A 16,773-nucleotide genomic window follows, 5' to 3' on the forward strand; every position below is an offset into this window, starting at 1 on the left:
AAATCCAGTATCAATTTTGGATTCGGAGGCCAAAGTTTGTCTGTTAATGTAAATACATATAAGAATAATTTTGCTGAGGTGATGGGAATTTTAAAAGATATATTATCTGATTCTGTATTCCCTCAGGATGAACTTACCAAATCAATAAAAGAATACAATACATATTTGGAGTCATCTTTAAATGATCCCCAGACCTTAGCCTTCACGGAGATTAGCAGAATAAATCAAGGCTATCCAAAAGACCATATTTACTATACTCCATCAATTCAGGAGCAAATTGACTTTAATAAAGGAGTGAAACGCGAACAAATCGTTGACTTCTATCAGAATCTTATTGGAGCTAACTACGGAGTAGGTTCAGTGATCGGTGATCTGGATGCTAAAACTGTTAAAACAGTATTAGAAGATACATTTGGAAAGTGGAATACAAAAACCAAATACAATTATGTAGTTCCAACTTTCTTCCCTTCTAAAAAAGAAGATAAGGTAATTAACACTCCGGACAAAGAAAATGCAGCGGCAGTTGGTGCTATAAACTTTAAAATGGATAGAAAGAGTCCTGACTATCCGGCTCTTCTTTTGGCAAATGAAATGTTAGGAAGCGGAGGGTTCTTGTCAGCAAGAATTCCGATGCGTCTTCGTGAAAAAGATGGAATCAGCTATGGCGCAGGATCATATATGAGTGTACCTTATATAAATAATGTTGCTTCATGGGGTTATTATGCTTTCCTTAATCCAACAAAGAAAGATGCTGTAAATAAAGCTGTTCGTGAAGAAATTGCAAAAGCTTTAAAAGAAGGTTTCACTGATGGAGAACTTAAGGCAAATAAGCAAAGCTGGCAAAACTCTAGAAAAACGGGATTGGGTAATGACGGAACTTTAATGGGATTAGTAAATAGTAAATTGTTATATGATATTCCGTTAGAAGACTATGATGCTCTGGAAAGTAAAGTGCTAAATATAAGCGTACAGCAGGCAAATGAGGCATTGCGTAAGTACCTTAAAACAGATCAGCTTACTACATTAGATGTAGGGGATTTCAGTAAAAAATAGATTCTAATGATATAGGAGCCAAAGAATTACATTGCAAGAAATATTGTACTGAATAGTAAAAATATTTTTCATTATATAATTTAATAATGTTTTTTTCGTTATAACTGATAAAATACTAAATGATATATTATGAAAAAATTATTTTTTTTATTCTTTTGCATGTTGTTCATAGGTACATCTGCTACAATTAATGCACAGGTTTTCGGAGGGAATAGTAATACATCTGGCAGCGTAAGTGAAAAGGATGGAAATATCCATATTGAAGGAGTAGGACATCAAAAGAAATTTAGTTCGGATGGTGGAGTACTACATATAGAAGGAACAAACAATACAATCACTGTGAGTGGATTCTTGTCTAAGGTAATTATAGAAGGAGCAAGTAACACGGTTTATATAGATAAAGTAAGCAGTGTAAAAATTGAAGGAGCAGGGACTAAAGTGTATTACAAAACATCACCTACTAAAACCGGACGACCGGCAACTAATATTTTTGGAGCAGGAAGCAGTGTTATAAAGCAATGATTTAATACTTAAATATAGAAATAAAAAAGGTATCAAAATTTTTTGATACCTTTTTTATTTATGCATAAGAAATTTATGTATATTTGATATGTAAGAAAATTAGGTATGTCTAAAAAAAATAATAAATTATACAAAGGAACTTTGCAGAATATCATTCTGAAGCTTCTAGCTCAGGAAGTTAAGATGTACGGCTACCAGATGACGCAAAGGGCAAAAGACCTGACGAAGGGAGAGCTGGAGATGACAGAAGGTGCGCTTTATCCACTGTTACATAAATTGGAAGATGATGGACTTATTACATCTGAAATACAGAATATTAATGGGCGTGACCGTAAATACTACTTGCTTACAGAAAAAGGAAAGTATCAGCAAGCTGAACAAGAAGAAGAAATGAAAAGCTATATTCTGAATCTGAATACTATTTTTAATATTTAACAGAAATGGAAAACCAGGAGAAAAAAATAACAGACTACTTAATTGAGAAAAGGCTTCCCTTGGATATCCTTCTGGAGGTAAAAGATCATATGGAAGATCAAATAGCGGTATTGGAAAGTGAACAAAATTTAGATTTTGATGAAGCTTTTGAACAAACTAAAATTTCCTGGGAAAAAGATTTAAAGATGGGATTTAGCCTCTTTTCCTATAAATTCAGGAAGATTACCAGACTCCAAAATAGTATTATGATGCGTAATCAACTTAGGATTCAGAAAGAGGTAATGCTAATAATGTTGGCGATATTTTTTACGACTGTATTTTCAGCTTTTTATCTTCCCACAATTTCCAAGTATATTTTTTTAATAATTTATAGTACTGTAGCACTTTTAGGAATTGTGGCTTCTATTTTAGACAGGAAATTATTACAGACAACAAGAGCAAATTATGATAAGAATATTAGTGTTTTTCAGAGAAGTACAAGCAATTATATGTTAATAGGAGCTTTCTTTATTATACTTAGTAATATTATAGATATTGATGCTTGTATGGAAAAGGTAAGAAATAGCATAATTCAACTATTTAGCTATAAAAACTTTGCGGGACAAAATATTCTGCATCTGATGGCTGCATATCTCTACATCTATTCAGTTGTGTATGGATACTTTTGCTATATCAACTATAAAAAAGCAATAATAAAAATAAAGGAGAGAATGACATTTGAACTTTAACACCATGAATACACTATCACAAAATAATCCAGTACGTCAATACTTATTAGCAAAAAAACTTCCGTGGGATATTATGTTGGAAGTAGAAGACCATATTCTTACACAGATACAGGACTTAGAAATATCAAAAAACCTGACATTCGATGAAGCCTTTTTGCAGGCTCAATTATCATGGAAAGAAGAACTGAAAACAGACCGCCCGTCACTAACAACTTACAATGAATTTCTGGCGACGCCTTTTGTTAGGAAAATTTATTGGCAAAAGCATAAAAGTGTAATTTTTCGTTCTATAGGCTTTGGCTTGTGTGTGTTAATATTTCTTATTCTTGCCGCAAAAGGATTAGATATTTCGTCTTTCCGAATTGTCTTTATGGTTATGGTGATTCTGTCTACTTTTACTCCTGTCTTGTATTATATCAGGTATTTTCGGGTATTTCGGTTTACAGATAAGTTTGCAAACAAAGTTTCAGTATACCAACGAGAGTTTATCATATGGAATTTTATCTTAGGAGGTTTTAATTTTTTCTGGGTTTCACAAAAACAAATTCCGGAATTTTACCAGCTATTAAATGCATATAAATTAGAAGATACTTTATATACCTATTTCATGTTTGCATTTTTATTATTCTGGATGGGTATGTCTTGTTATTGTCTTCTATTTAGCCTGAGGTTTGTAAAATCTGTGAAACAAATAAAAAAACAATTAGCATTATGATTGCTACAAAAACAGAAGAATAGAGTCCAAAAATACAGAAACAGTATTATACAGATAAAACCCTTTTTACAAAAAATACAATAACGATGGATATACTAGAAAGAAAACAGATTCAGAAATATCTGGAAGATAAACGTCTTCCGTTGGATATTTATATGGAGATAGAAGACCATATTATTTCTCAGATAGCAGAAATGGAGACAAAAGGAGTCAGTTTTCAGGAGGCTTTTTTACAGATAAAAACTAAATGGAAGAAAGAATTATCCTTTCAGAATTTTAGTTTTAGTGATGTGAAAGCAGTACCCAAAATTGTAGCTAAGATAAGAAGTGCATATGTAAGAGAAATAGTGCCTAAAATTTTGACTATTTCATTCTTGATATTATTAGTTCTGGTTTTGGGAGCTTATAAATCCGACTTAGAAAGTTTTAAAATATTTTATACAATTATTTATGCAGGATTTATAATTCTTCCGATTATTGTCTTTGTCTTAAATTTTATGGTATTGGTTCAGAGAGGGAATCACAATAAGCGCCCACTGAATGCTTATCATAAGATGGTAGAGCTGGCTGTAGGAATGTTTATATTTCCGATGGTAAATATAGCTAATACGTCAAAGTCATCTGAAATGTTTTATAATGTATTTTACATATCTGAAACAAGTTTGCTAAGCAAAATATTAACACTTAGTATGCCATTATATTTTTCATCAGTATGTTTATTTGCTGCCTTTATTTTTATAAAATACAAAAGAGAAGTCGCTAAAATGAAACTAGCATAAAAAAGAAAAGGTGTAGTCAACTGCACCTTTTTCTATTTCTCATCTAGCCCCTTACTGAACTCCATTAGTGTTTTCCCTTGGATAGCTCTTTTGCTGCCTTTTTCAATAGCCTTATCCCATTCTTTTTCTCCTTCTTCCGTTCGGCCAATAACATATAAATAACTGCCTAAAGCGGTATGTCCTTCAGGTTCTCCCATGTCGATTATTTTTTTCGCTAATGCTAATAACTCAGGATGTGGCTGAATATTTTGTTTTGATAGATCTTTCCCTGTGATCAGGCCCGGAGTAACTTCCAGCATTTTCGCTCCGAATAAATCAAGACAGGATTTTGCAAGTCCCTTGTCACAAAGTTCTGTATTGAAGCTGATAAAATCCGTGTCGAGTAGGGCCGCCAGGTCACCCTGATTTTTCTTTTTATCGTAGTATTGGGCTAATAATTCTGCTTTCTTTTGTGATAATTCAGGGTTCTTTCGGTTATTTACCGATACAGAATCTTTATTGAATTTCCATACTTCATTTTCAACCCAGGTGGAGATACCGTGAAGTTCCTTTCCTTTTATTTTAAATATAAAAATATCTTTATCGGGATAGATTATTAGGCTGTCATTTCGGGTAAAATAATCTCCATGTGCCATTTCACCGATCAGAACTTTTCCGTTGCCATCGAAATTAAAACTCCCATATAAGCCTCCGTTTCCTTTGATACCATAATAGCCTTGTAATGCGTTATCGGGTTTTTGAGCGAAAGTAAAAGTTGACAGAAATATTAAAAAGTAAGATATAATTTTTTTCATATGGCCAAAGATACTATTCTCCGGTTAATTTTTTTGACAATAAAGGGATCCATTTTCCATCATGGCGAAGAAGTCGAATTTCATCGACTACGAATTTAGTTTTGTAATCTTTATGTTCATAGAAATCCCATGCTTTCTTGAAATTATCAAAGCTTAGATCTCTATAACCGACTGTTACATGAGGATTGAAAGAATTTTTTATAAAGCTAAAACGTTCTTTTACTTTGGAATGAAGTGTATTCAGGTTTTCACTTTTTTCAGGTTGAACAAACAGAACCGGATTTTTGGGATTCGGAAAAGATCCAAATCCATCTAATACTAACTCGAAAGGTGAAATATGTGTATCAATCTTCTGAAAAGCTGTAATGATATCCTGTTCCATATCCTGATCTCGCGAAAAAGGAGGGAATAGGGTAATATGAGCATCATTTTTCAATGCCTTGGAATTACTGTAATTTCTGGCCAGATCTTCTTTGAAAACCCTGATTTCCTCAATAATTGATTTTGGGGGATAGATGGCTATGAAATATAATTTATTCATTTTTATGCTCAACAGGCTTTAGCAAATCTTTCTGTAAATCTACGATAACATTCTGAAGATTATCTGTAATGTTTTTAACCTCCTTATGTGGATTAAATACTGCATTTTTACCTTTATTTTCATCAGCAATGTTAGAAAGAATAATTACTGAAGTTTTGGTTTCCGGATAATAAATATTCAAAGAAGGAGATCCCTTTACATAGCCACTATGGAAGTAAGCTTCAGGTTTTCCGGTATTCAGCATAATGCCATAACCATATCCCATTTTCCCAAAGATAGCATGTTGCCTTTCCGCGTTTTTCTTTGTGAATTCTTTTAGAGTTTCCGGCTTTAGAATTTTACCTCCATATAATTTCTGATTCCAAAGATGAAGATCATCTATAGTTGACAATATTCCACCCGCTGGTGTGCCTATTTCTTTTCCGGCAAGTCGTTTAGGCATATTGGGAACAACTTCCTGACCCTTATTATTTCCAAGATATGCACTTGCAAAATTTCCGGTTTTAAAAGTTAATGCTGTAGATGAATGCTGTAAGCCTATTTTACTAAAGAGCTCTTTGATATTTTCGTCGTAGGATTTTCCGGAAACTTTCTCCAAAATCTGGCCTAATGCATTAAATCCATCATTAGAATAAAAGAAACCTGTTCCGCTTCTAAACATAAGTCGGTTGCCTATAATGTTCAGTCCGGAAGTATGATTCAGTAGCTGATTAATGGTTATATTTTCATATTCCTTGATTCGAAAATTTGGCAAATACTGTGAAACTTTGTCTTCCAGTTTTAATTTGCCCTGTTCCTTTTGCAATAAGATAAGAACAGCAGTAAACTGCTTGCTTACCGAGCCAATCGCAAAAATGGTGTTGTTGTCAATTTTAGTTTTACTCTTAAAATTAGAATAGCCATTTTCTTTTCTGTACAATAAAGTACTGTCCTTAAAAACAGCAATACTTCCGTTGAAGTGATACTTTTTAAACACTGTATCAATCTGCTGTTGTGTAAGTTTAGTTTGAAATGCTGTTATTGTAGAATCTATAACAACATTGCGGTCGATAGTTTTTTGCTGTTCTGTTTTACATGAAAATAACAGCGCGAAAAGAAATAGAAATCCTAATTTTTTTACCATAAGTGTTTTGTTATAAGTTTGAATAGAGTATTGATTAAAATAACATAACTGATTTTAAATTTAGTGAAATACTCTGAAGTCTCCTAACGCAACAAATTCCATGCTAAAAAGGAATTAATAATTTTTAGTAACTAATTATAATAAATGTGAAATGAAAATTGAATAGTTATTCGTTGAAAATAGAACACTTGCTAGATATAATAGAGCAACAGAGAGTTGAATATCTCGATTCTGTATCCGGATACTTTCATTTGTTGGTGAAAATTATTTTTTAATTGACGACTATAGAGCAGAATATAAAATTAATAATAGAAAAAGGAAGTGAGATAGAAATGGTATTGATGATAAATATAAAGCAAGTGAAAATTATTTATGATCTTATTTATTAGTTTATTGTACTGATATATGTTTAAGATATGTGTTGGGTGTTTTTTTGTATAAATAACCGCACAAATAATTTGATTCAAATTGGGGAAATCCGTAAAATAGTTTGATGTGAATCTAATATATAATTTTATATATTTTGATATATGAAATATATTTTTTAATTTTGTAATTAAATATATTTATTATGAATATTTTAGATACAATTGTATTTGAAGATCCTAATAAAGTAAGAGGAGCTATTAAAGCTACAATTCATAAATCTGGAAAACTTGGATTTTCATCCGGTGCTGAGGAATTTTTGGAAATTGTAGATAATACTTTTTTTAAAATAGGCTTTAATGACAATACAGATGATGGAAATATTTATATGGTTCCTTCTAAAACGGAAGAAGGAGCCTTTAAAATTTCTAAGGCTGGACAATATTATTATATTAATTTAAAGAATGTTTTTGATAAACGAGGGATAGATTACAAGAACAAAAGTTATATATATGATATAAAGAAAGAGAAAAGTGATAATACCAATTATTTTATTTTAATTAAAAGAAAAAAATAAAGGAGGGAGAAAAAATTGTAAAAAAAGGCTGAATAAACAGCCTAGGAAAATTTATTAGATTTTGTTTTATTTTGGTGGGGACCTAATATATAAACAAAATATATTCTAAAGAAGTGAGATTACCTCGTCTACTTTTGTTGTGCGAAAGTACAATAATTGTTTCTTTTTTCCAAATATTAAATTCGTTTTAACACTCATGTACGTTAGAGTGAAATATAAAAATTTAATTATGTTTTTTTTCGAAGAAAACAAAAAAAAGAAATAAATTATGAATTATAAAGTTTCAACTTATAAATTCTCTATACAAAATAAAAATGGTGAGAATTTTCCTTTAGGCAATTTGCCTGGTAATATAGATTTTTTAAATCTCTTTGAAGAGTTCTGCCAAGATATTATTACCAACACCAAGAAATTTAATGAAAACGGAAGAGATAAGAGTCTTACGTTAAGAGAGCCTCAAAAGACTATCAATGATGAAAGATTTATATGTGGTAGGTTTGATGCTGGTACGACTGGAGACCCTGTGAATATTAATAATCCAGAAACAAACGTTACGAATTATTCTGTTACGTCTGATGAATTACAAGCAAGGATTTTGAATTTTTATATTCAGATCCCCAGAGGTAATAATGAAGGTTTTTTGATCTTACAGAGAAAATCTACACATAGTATAAAGAAGGGTTTTGAAGATTGTTTTAACAGTTTCTTGATGAGAAAAGGTTTTGAGGGAGAAAATAAAATTAGAATTAAGCTTTCTCCTGCTCCTAATTTTAAATTAATGGAAAGAATGATGGAGTACGGTGATTTGAAAGAGATTAATCTAGTTAAGAATTCTGTCGCAACAAATTTTCAAGATTATTTCGATGGAATAGGCTCTTTTGGAGGGGTTAGTATTCAGCAGCTGAAATTTGATAAGAAAATTGCAAAAGCCGCATATAAACCTGTCCTATATGATCTATATAGAGGTAAATATAAGGAGAATGAGCAAATAGAAATTAATGGACATATGTATGATGAGATTACATTTACATTATATCTTGATAAAACGACGAAGACTTTTTATGTGAAAGATAAATCGAAAATTAGATCTGAAATTGATATAACATCAATGATTGGTGAAGATCTGTATGGAGAGATACCTTTGAATCAGTTTGTAGAAATTGCTAAAAAGCTAATTACAGAGATATCATAAAAATTAAAAAGAGAGACTCAAACATAAGTCTCTCTTTTTTTAGCTATAAATTATGATAAATCTACATATTTCTTCTGTATTTACCACCTACTTCAAACAAAGCATTGGTAATTTGCCCCAAAGAACAATATTTTACAGCATCCATCATAACCCCAAATAGGTTTTGCTGATTAATGGCTGCATGTTGTAATTTTTTTAAAGCTTCTTCAGATTTTCCTTCATTTGCTTCCTGGAAGTTGTGAAGAGATTCAATCTGTGCTTGCTTTTCTTCCTCGGTGGAGCGAATAACCTCTCCTGGTAGAACCGTTGGAGAACCATCTTTGCCCAGGAAGGTATTTACACCAATAATAGGGTACTCACCAGTATGTTTTAGCCATTCATAATGCATAGATTCCTCCTGGATTTTTGAACGCTGGTACATAGTTTCCATAGCACCAAGAACTCCTCCTCTTTCTGTGATTCTGTCGAATTCAGTATATACAGCTTCTTCTACCAAGTCTGTTAATTCCTCGATAATAAAAGAGCCCTGAAGTGGATTCTCATTTTTAGCCAGACCCAATTCTTTGTTGATGATAAGCTGAATAGCCATTGCTCTTCTTACAGATTCTTCTGTTGGTGTTGTAATGGCTTCATCATATGCATTGGTGTGAAGTGAATTACAGTTGTCATAAATAGCATATAATGCCTGAAGCGTAGTTCTGATATCGTTGAAGTCAATTTCCTGAGCGTGAAGTGAACGTCCGGAAGTCTGAATATGGTATTTCAACATCTGGCTTCTTTCATCGGCACCATATTTTAATTTCATGGCTTTAGCCCATATTCTTCTCGCTACACGACCGATGACTGCGTATTCAGGGTCGATACCGTTGGAGAAGAAGAAAGATAAGTTTGGTGCGAAATCATTGATGTCCATCCCGCGGCTTAGGTAGTATTCTACATAGGTAAATCCGTTTGCCAATGTAAATGCTAACTGCGAAATCGGATTAGCTCCGGCTTCTGCAATATGATATCCTGAAATAGAAACAGAATAGAAATTTCTTACTTTTTCTTTAATAAAGTATTCCTGAACATCACCCATTAATCTTAGTGCAAATTCGGTAGAGAAGATACAAGTGTTCTGTGCCTGATCTTCCTTCAGAATATCTGCCTGAACTGTACCCCGAACGGTAGCTATTGTTTGGGCTTTGATTTTTTCATAGACATCTGCAGGGATTACTTCGTCTCCGGTAATTCCTAACAACTTTAGGCCTAATCCATTATTAGATGGCGGTAATTCTCCGTTATATTGTGGTCTTTTTAGACCTTTATCATCAAACTTGGCTTTTAGAACAGCTTCTAATTTTGATTCAAGTTTATGTTCAGTAATATATTTTTCAACGTTCTGATCTATGGCTGCATTCATAAAGAAAGCCAATAGCATAGGAGCAGGTCCATTAATGGTCATAGACACAGAAGTAAGTGCATTCACAAGGTCAAAACCAGAGTATAGCTTTTTAGCATCATCCAGTGTTGCAATAGAAACTCCGGCATTACCAATTTTACCATAAATATCTGGTGGTAAAGCAGGATCCTGACCATATAATGTTACGGAATCAAAAGCTGTAGACAAACGTTTTGCAGGCATTTCAGCCGAAACATAATGGAATCTTCTGTTGGTTCTTTCTGGTCCGCCTTCTCCGGCAAACATTCTGGTTGGATCTTCACCTGTTCTTTTAAACGGATAAATACCAGCTGTAAACGGAAAGCTACCCGGAAGATTTTCCTGTCCTTTCCATTTAATAAGATCTCCCCAGTCATTGTATTTTGGTAATGCTATTTTAGGAATTCTGAGGTGAGACAGAGATTCTGTTGAGGTTTCGACTTTAATTTCTTTTCCACGAACAAAATAAGAATAGAACTCTGCATTAAAAGCTTTTTTAGTATCGTTCCAGTTTTTCAGAAAGTCTATATTTTCCTGTTGCAGCTCTTTTTCCGATTTTTGATATTCAGTTTCTAAAACATCATTGGAGATAATTTTCTTAACACCATCAATATGATACATCGTTCTGGCCAGTTCAGCCTGTTTCTCTATAGCTGCATCGTATTGCTTGTTGTTTTCTACAATTTCAGACAGATAACGAACTCTTTTTGGTGGAATTATAGTAACTTCATCTGTTACCTCTTGCTCAATGAAGGTATTAAATTCAGGAGCATCGTTACCCTGAACCTGTTTAAGAGTTTCGTTTACTTTTATTATTAGTCTGTTGTAGAGTTCTGTTGTGCCATGATCGTTAAACTGAGAGGCTTTAGTAGCAAAAACAGGCATGTCATCCAATGGACTTTCCCATAAAAGATGGTTTCTTTGAAATTGTTTTCTTACTGCTTGTAATGCATCTAAGGCACCACGCTTATCAGATTTATTTAAAGCCACAAGATCTGCATAGTCCAGCATGTCTATCTTTTCAAGCTGAGTAGAGGCTCCGTATTCAGGAGTCATTACATACATTGATACATCGGCAAAGTCAGAAACTTCCGAGCCAGATTGCCCGATACCAGATGTCTCCAGTATAATAACATCCGGATGTGCTAATTTTAGGACATTTAGAGCAGAGTGAATAAATGGCGAAACCGAAACATTATTTTCTCTGGTAGCCATCGAACGCATGTAGACTCTAGGATCATTAATGGCATTCATACGGATTCTGTCACCTAATAATGCACCACCAGTTTTCTTTTTGGAAGGGTCTATAGAGATAATGGCAATTTTTTTATCCGGATTAGAACGCAGAAAGCGTCTTACCAGTTCATCTGTTAAAGACGATTTACCAGCACCACCAGTACCGGTAATACCGATAATCGGAATGTTAAGGTCCTTTGATTGTTCATCTATAGCCTTTACCAGCTCAGGTTTTTCGTCTGAGAAATTTTCCACTGCCGAAATAATCTGGGCAATGCTTGTTGGATTGTCAAAGTTTATAGCATCGAGATCTTTAGCAGTTATATCTTTTCCGGTAGCGAAATCAGATCTGTGTACAAGATCATCAATCATTCCCTGAAGGCCAAGCTCGCGCCCGTCGTCCGGAGAATAAATTCTGTCGATACCGTAATCCATAAGATCTTTTATTTCTTCCGGTAGAATAACGCCACCTCCGCCACCGAAGATTTTAATCTGTGGTGAGTTCTTTTCTCTCAGCAGATCATATATATACTTAAAGTACTCGTTATGTCCGCCCTGATAGGAAGTCAATGCTATAGCGTTAGCATCTTCCTGTATTGCTGTATTTACAACTTCTTCTGCTGATTTGTCATGTCCAAGGTGGATAACCTCGCATCCGGTTCCCTGGATTACCCGCCGCATAATGTTTATAGCAGCATCGTGTCCGTCGAACAAAGCCGCTGCTGTAACGATCCTAACTTTATTGTCAGGAGTATATTTTTTTGTATTCATATTAGGGTTTAGTAATAATTCAAATATAATAAATTGAGAGCATATCTTCTTCAGAGTTATATGGTTAACAGAAAAGGCTTGAAAATGGCTGGTTTCAGCCATTTTTGCTTAGAAATCATAGTCTATAGATTAAAAATTGATACTTTTATGCACGTAAAATTTAATACTAAACACTATATGATAAACTTTAAAACTACTTTAATAATAGCGTTAATCAGTGCATATTCTGTAACATTTGCTCAGGAGCGTATTTATTTTGATGAAAATTGGGAAGCTACCACCAAAGACCAGATGGTTTACTACCGTGAAACCTCTAAACAAGGAAATCTTATTCTTTTAAAAGATTATTATAAAAACGGAGCATTGCAATTCGAAGGTTTAGCATCGGATGTAACGCCAAACAATGAAGTATATGAAGGGAAAGTAAAATGGTATTTCCCTGATGGCAAACCTGAAAAAATTGCAGAATATGTAAAGGGTGTACCAACAGGCGTATCTAAAATGTTTGACGGGCAGGGACGTATTGTTGAAGATCTGATCTATAATAAAGAAGGAAAGTATGACGGGACATCCTACCTTTATAAGATTGTTGATGAAGATACAGGGTATAATATGATCACTGAGTATAAAAATTCTGAAGCTACATTTACTGTTATTTTCGATGATTCTAAAAAGGGAATACGAAGTGAAACTATCTATAAGGATGGTTATGAATCTGAAGTTAAATATTACGATGAAAAAGGGAAATATCTAGGTAGCAAAACATATAATCAGAAAGAAGGTAAATATGAAGGTACTATTATAGAATACTATTATGGACCAATGAGAATTGCCAGTATAGAAAGATATAACAAAAAAGGAGATCTGTTGGAGTCCAGAAGCTATTATAGAAACGGTAAGCTAAAACAAGATGTGAAAATCTCCGGTAAAAACAGACAGAAAATAACCTATAATATAGAAGGTAAAATAATAGCAAAACTTGACTTAAAATATAATGAAGAAATTAAAGATGCTGTTGCATATGAAGGTGAAGATTATGAATTCTATGAAGAAGGAGAGACTGTAAGAAATATATCTGTTTATCATGATGGGATTTTTACTTCTGATAAAAATTATGATGAAGACGGAAAATTAAATACCGAAAATTTTTATAAAGGTGAAGACAAGGTAGCTGTTAATTACTATAATACTGATGGTTCTTTAAAAGCAAAACTTGAGTTAAAGGATGGCGTTGGTTATAATGGGACTGAAATTGCCAGCACTGGTGAAATAGTGTATAAGGACGGAGTTGTTCAGGATATGAAAAGACTTTTTGAAAACGGAAAAGTACAATGGACAAGGCATCTTAACCCCGAGAAAAATATATATGAATCTAAAGTATATAACGAAGACGGAGCAGTACTTTATTCTTATACAAGATCAGTACAGGAAGATTCATTTAATGGGGAAGTATTACAATATGTAAAAGGTAAAGTAAGTAACAAGGCTGTTGTAAAGGATAATAAGCTTGTTGGTGGCAAAATCCGAATCGATGAAGATGTACGTGATGTAGAGATCGAAAGAAAGGGAGAATGGATAATAATTCGACAGTATACAAAAGCAGGTAAGCTATTTTCTGAAGAAAAAATTCTTATTAATGAAAATCCTTATGGAGAATCTTATTATTTTCGCGAAGAATCTCTTGTCAAGAATTATAACTATTAATAAGAAGCATGAAAAAAGCAATTTTATATCTTTTATTGGGAACTGCAGTTAGTTTCCTGTTCCATTATTTTTTATCAGGATTCGGGAAAGTTTCATTAGACCTTTATTATGCTTTTGCTTTTGGATTAGGTTGGGGAATGGCTTATTTCCTAGACAGACCCGATTTTGCACTGCCAAAAAAATTGGGGCTATCCTTTATAGGAATTATCCTTTTAGTAGTATTGGGAATTCTTTTCTTTAATCTGGAAATTGCTATTCCCTCTATTATTCGTTTTTCAACAGTTTTTGTTGCCTATTATCTTTTGGCTAGCTTCAGACAAAGCAAATCATTGAGAAAATAAAATAAAAGAAGCGTTTCAGATATCTGAAACGCTTCTTTTTTATACTCTAGATTTTGATGTTTAGTGAATCATCAGGAAGCTTATTAATATTAGAATCATTAAAAGGAATGTAAATAAAATTGTATTAATAAAGAATAAAGATATCCCTGCAATACCTGTAGTAATCGGATGTGTCCTATATACTTTATAATGAGCAATGAAAAAATAAACGCCACTATAAATTGAGAATATGGTAGCTAAGAAATATCCGATATTTCTGAAAAATGATAAAAACGGGAACCATTTTGCAATAAGACTTAGGAATAGAACTATTGCAATCTCTACTAATAGAAATGAAAAATAATGCAACGTGAAAACACCGTGATCAAAATACCAAAACTTTTTCTTGCTGTGGAATAGCCATAGTGTAAGTGCAAATAAAGGTAGATATAAAAAGAGAGCTTTTGGCAGGGAATGAAAGAAAGTTATAATTAAGCCATTCAGTACATCTTTATAAGTTGCACCATGTTCATGAAGCTCAAAAGCTTTTTTTACAATAGGTCGCTCAATAGTAGTAAAGTTCATAGGATTTTTTGCTTGTATTGAATCGTATTGTTTTATATTATTAGCACCTTTTATATGAGTGCCTTCTAAAAAGCGTTGATCTTTCCAGTTCATAAGATCACCTTGGATAGTATTTTTTTTAATCAGAGAATCTTTTGTAGCTTTTAAGAATGTCTGAAGTTTTATTGAATCAACTTTCTTTATGTTATTTTCTTTGACGATAATACCTGTTGCTTCAATTGTGTTTAATTCACGGAGGTGATTTTGAGTTTGAATCAGTTCTTCATCTTTTTCATTATGACCACTTCCGACGTTTATGGGTAAAAAAGCAACCATTAGAAAAGTTATGAAACTCATGAAAATATATAGTTTCACAGGCGGAACATACTTTTGGCGTTCACCTTTCAGGTATGTAGTTGTTAATTTTCCAGGATTGAAGAGGAGATTTTTTAACGTTCCCCAAAACTGCCCGTCATAGTGGGTAAAGTCTTCAAAGAAATGTGTGAAAAGATAATAGAAGGGCTGTTTAGGTTCTGTGTTTTCCTGTCCACAATGCGGGCAGAATCTCTCTTCTACCTGATGGCTACAGTTTAGACATGTCTTGTCTGATCGGAGTTTTCCATGGTGTCCCATTTCTGAATAGTTTTTTCCAAAAATAATCAGATTTTGCAAAAATGGAAATAAAAAAAGCAATACCTTATAAAAAGGGACTGCTTTTTTCTATGTTGATGTGTTTTTATGTTTGAATTATACACAATTCGTGTGCCAAAATATATTGAGGCGATATAGATAAAAATCGATTTTTATATAAGTTTTTGAATGCTAGTATTTTGCCAATTTAAACAGACTTGTAATATAAAAAAACAAATAGCTGTTTTGTTTTAGAAAAATTATTTATACCTTTGCAAACCCGTAATGGGGAAAATTATGTTTAATCGTAAACGATAAGTAGTGAATACATTAAGTTACAAAACCGTATCGGCTAACAAAGCTACCGCAAATAAAGAATGGGTTGTGGTAGACGCTGATGGACAGCCTTTAGGGCGTTTAGCATCTAAAGTGGCTAAGATTTTGAGAGGAAAGCACAAAACTAACTTTACACCGCACGTTGATTGTGGCGATAACGTTATTATTTTGAATGCTGAGAAAGTAGCACTTTCAGGAAACAAGTGGGCTGATAAAGAGTACATCTGGCATACTGGGTACCCAGGAGGTCAAAAATCTTTAACTGCTGCAGAACTTCATAAGAAAAACAGTGCAACGGTAGTTGAAAAAGCTGTAAAAGGGATGCTTCCTAAAAACAGATTAGGAAAAGCTATCTTCAAAAACCTTCACGTATACGTAGGTGGAGAGCACAAGCATGAAGCACAGCAGCCTAAAGAAATTAATATTAACGAAATTAAATAATTAAGATGTCTACAGTACACAAAATCGGAAGAAGAAAAACATCTGTAGCGAGAGTTTACGTTAAGCCAGGTGCTGGTAACATTACTGTTAACGGTAAAGATGCTAAAACTTACTTCTGCACAGATATGTTGGTTTACAAATTAAATCAACCATTTTTATTAACTGAAACTGCTGGACAGTACGACGTTACCGTTAATGTTTTCGGTGGTGGTATTACAGGTCAGGCAGAAGCTATCAGACTAGGTATTTCAAGAGCACTTTGCGCAATCAATGAAGAATTTAGATTATCATTGAAACCTCACGGTCTTCTTACCAGAGATGCTAGAATGGTAGAAAGAAAGAAATTCGGTCAGAAAAAAGCGAGAAAGAGATTCCAATTCTCAAAACGTTAATTTTCAAAACTCAGGATCTCGGATCATGGATTTCGGACGCTTCACTTGGTCTGTTATCTTATTTCTGAAATCTATTTTAAACAAAACAAAAATTGCCCGTTTAGTTTAGCACCCAAACACTTCTCCCGTTCTTT

The 16,773-nt window shown here is 33.2% G+C and carries 17 protein-coding genes; 12 read left to right on the forward strand and 5 right to left on the reverse strand.

Annotated features, from left to right (window positions below; genetic code table 11):
* The 6 genes from C8J95_RS06025 to C8J95_RS06050 form a co-directional block, all read left to right on the forward strand.
* A partial coding sequence (locus C8J95_RS06025) for a pitrilysin family protein (RefSeq protein WP_146173448.1) occupies positions 1–1,053 on the forward strand: 1,053 nt, incomplete at its 5' end.
* Positions 1,054–1,182: 129 nt separating this feature from the next.
* On the forward strand, positions 1,183–1,575 hold the full coding sequence (locus C8J95_RS06030; RefSeq protein WP_255412731.1) for a DUF3060 domain-containing protein: 393 nt from the start codon (positions 1,183–1,185) through the stop codon (positions 1,573–1,575).
* 105 nt (positions 1,576–1,680) lie between these two features.
* On the forward strand, positions 1,681–2,010 hold the full coding sequence (locus C8J95_RS06035) for a PadR family transcriptional regulator (RefSeq protein WP_107807597.1): 330 nt from the start codon (positions 1,681–1,683) through the stop codon (positions 2,008–2,010).
* Between the two features lie 5 nt (positions 2,011–2,015).
* On the forward strand, positions 2,016–2,738 hold the full coding sequence (locus C8J95_RS06040; protein WP_107807598.1) for a hypothetical protein: 723 nt from the start codon (positions 2,016–2,018) through the stop codon (positions 2,736–2,738).
* 4 nt (positions 2,739–2,742) lie between these two features.
* Positions 2,743–3,453, forward strand: coding sequence for a hypothetical protein (locus C8J95_RS06045; protein WP_107807599.1), 711 nt, complete (start codon positions 2,743–2,745; stop codon positions 3,451–3,453).
* A gap of 86 nt (positions 3,454–3,539) precedes the next feature.
* A complete protein-coding gene (locus C8J95_RS06050; RefSeq protein ID WP_107807600.1) occupies positions 3,540–4,232 on the forward strand; it encodes a hypothetical protein in 693 nt (230 codons plus the stop codon).
* A 32-nt stretch (positions 4,233–4,264) separates the two neighbouring features.
* Here C8J95_RS06050 and C8J95_RS06055 read toward each other — a convergent pair whose 3' ends face one another.
* The 3 genes from C8J95_RS06055 to C8J95_RS06065 are packed head-to-tail and all read right to left on the reverse strand — an operon-like array spanning position 4,265 to position 6,690.
* Positions 4,265–5,026 (reverse strand): hypothetical protein, encoded by a 762-nt coding sequence (locus C8J95_RS06055; protein WP_107807601.1) that lies wholly within the window; start codon positions 5,024–5,026, stop codon positions 4,265–4,267.
* Between the two features lie 13 nt (positions 5,027–5,039).
* Positions 5,040–5,567, reverse strand: coding sequence for an RNA 2',3'-cyclic phosphodiesterase (gene thpR, locus C8J95_RS06060; RefSeq protein ID WP_107807602.1), 528 nt, complete (start codon positions 5,565–5,567; stop codon positions 5,040–5,042).
* A complete protein-coding gene (locus tag C8J95_RS06065; protein ID WP_107807603.1) occupies positions 5,560–6,690 on the reverse strand; it encodes a serine hydrolase in 1,131 nt (376 codons plus the stop codon). Before C8J95_RS06065 ends, thpR begins: the two co-directional genes overlap by 8 nt.
* A gap of 571 nt (positions 6,691–7,261) precedes the next feature.
* Between C8J95_RS06065 and C8J95_RS06070 the strand changes: the two genes are divergently transcribed.
* Both C8J95_RS06070 and C8J95_RS06075 read left to right on the forward strand, forming a co-directional pair.
* Positions 7,262–7,633 carry a hypothetical protein gene (locus C8J95_RS06070; RefSeq protein WP_107807604.1) on the forward strand — a complete coding sequence of 124 codons (372 nt, stop codon included), beginning with the start codon at positions 7,262–7,264 and terminating at the stop codon, positions 7,631–7,633.
* Positions 7,634–7,901: 268 nt separating this feature from the next.
* Positions 7,902–8,825, forward strand: a complete 924-nt coding sequence (locus C8J95_RS06075) for a hypothetical protein (RefSeq protein WP_107807605.1) — start codon at positions 7,902–7,904, stop codon at positions 8,823–8,825.
* A gap of 61 nt (positions 8,826–8,886) precedes the next feature.
* Here the strand turns inward: C8J95_RS06075 and C8J95_RS06080 are convergent, their stop codons facing one another.
* The gene (locus C8J95_RS06080; RefSeq protein WP_107807606.1) at positions 8,887–12,252 is read right to left on the reverse strand and encodes a methylmalonyl-CoA mutase family protein; all 3,366 of its coding nucleotides are present in this window, start codon (positions 12,250–12,252) and stop codon (positions 8,887–8,889) included.
* 177 nt (positions 12,253–12,429) lie between these two features.
* Here C8J95_RS06080 and C8J95_RS06085 point away from each other — a divergent pair, with 177 nt between their 5' ends.
* A complete protein-coding gene (locus C8J95_RS06085; RefSeq protein ID WP_255412732.1) occupies positions 12,430–13,956 on the forward strand; it encodes a membrane-binding protein in 1,527 nt (508 codons plus the stop codon).
* An 8-nt stretch (positions 13,957–13,964) separates the two neighbouring features.
* Complete coding sequence (locus C8J95_RS06090; protein ID WP_107807607.1) at positions 13,965–14,297, forward strand: hypothetical protein; 333 nt, start codon at positions 13,965–13,967, stop codon at positions 14,295–14,297.
* Positions 14,298–14,357: 60 nt separating this feature from the next.
* Here C8J95_RS06090 and C8J95_RS06095 read toward each other — a convergent pair whose 3' ends face one another.
* Positions 14,358–15,473 (reverse strand): DUF3667 domain-containing protein, encoded by a 1,116-nt coding sequence (locus tag C8J95_RS06095; RefSeq protein WP_107807608.1) that lies wholly within the window; start codon positions 15,471–15,473, stop codon positions 14,358–14,360.
* Between the two features lie 318 nt (positions 15,474–15,791).
* Between C8J95_RS06095 and rplM the strand changes: the two genes are divergently transcribed.
* Positions 15,792–16,247, forward strand: a complete 456-nt coding sequence (gene rplM / locus C8J95_RS06100) for a 50S ribosomal protein L13 (protein WP_059156676.1) — start codon at positions 15,792–15,794, stop codon at positions 16,245–16,247.
* Positions 16,248–16,252: 5 nt separating this feature from the next.
* Positions 16,253–16,639, forward strand: coding sequence for a 30S ribosomal protein S9 (rpsI, locus tag C8J95_RS06105; RefSeq protein ID WP_034868046.1), 387 nt, complete (start codon positions 16,253–16,255; stop codon positions 16,637–16,639).
* The last annotated feature ends 134 nt before the right edge of the window (positions 16,640–16,773 follow it).

The sequence above is a fragment of the Elizabethkingia sp. YR214 genome, from assembly GCF_003058195.1.
Lineage (GTDB): Bacteria > Bacteroidota > Bacteroidia > Flavobacteriales > Weeksellaceae > Elizabethkingia.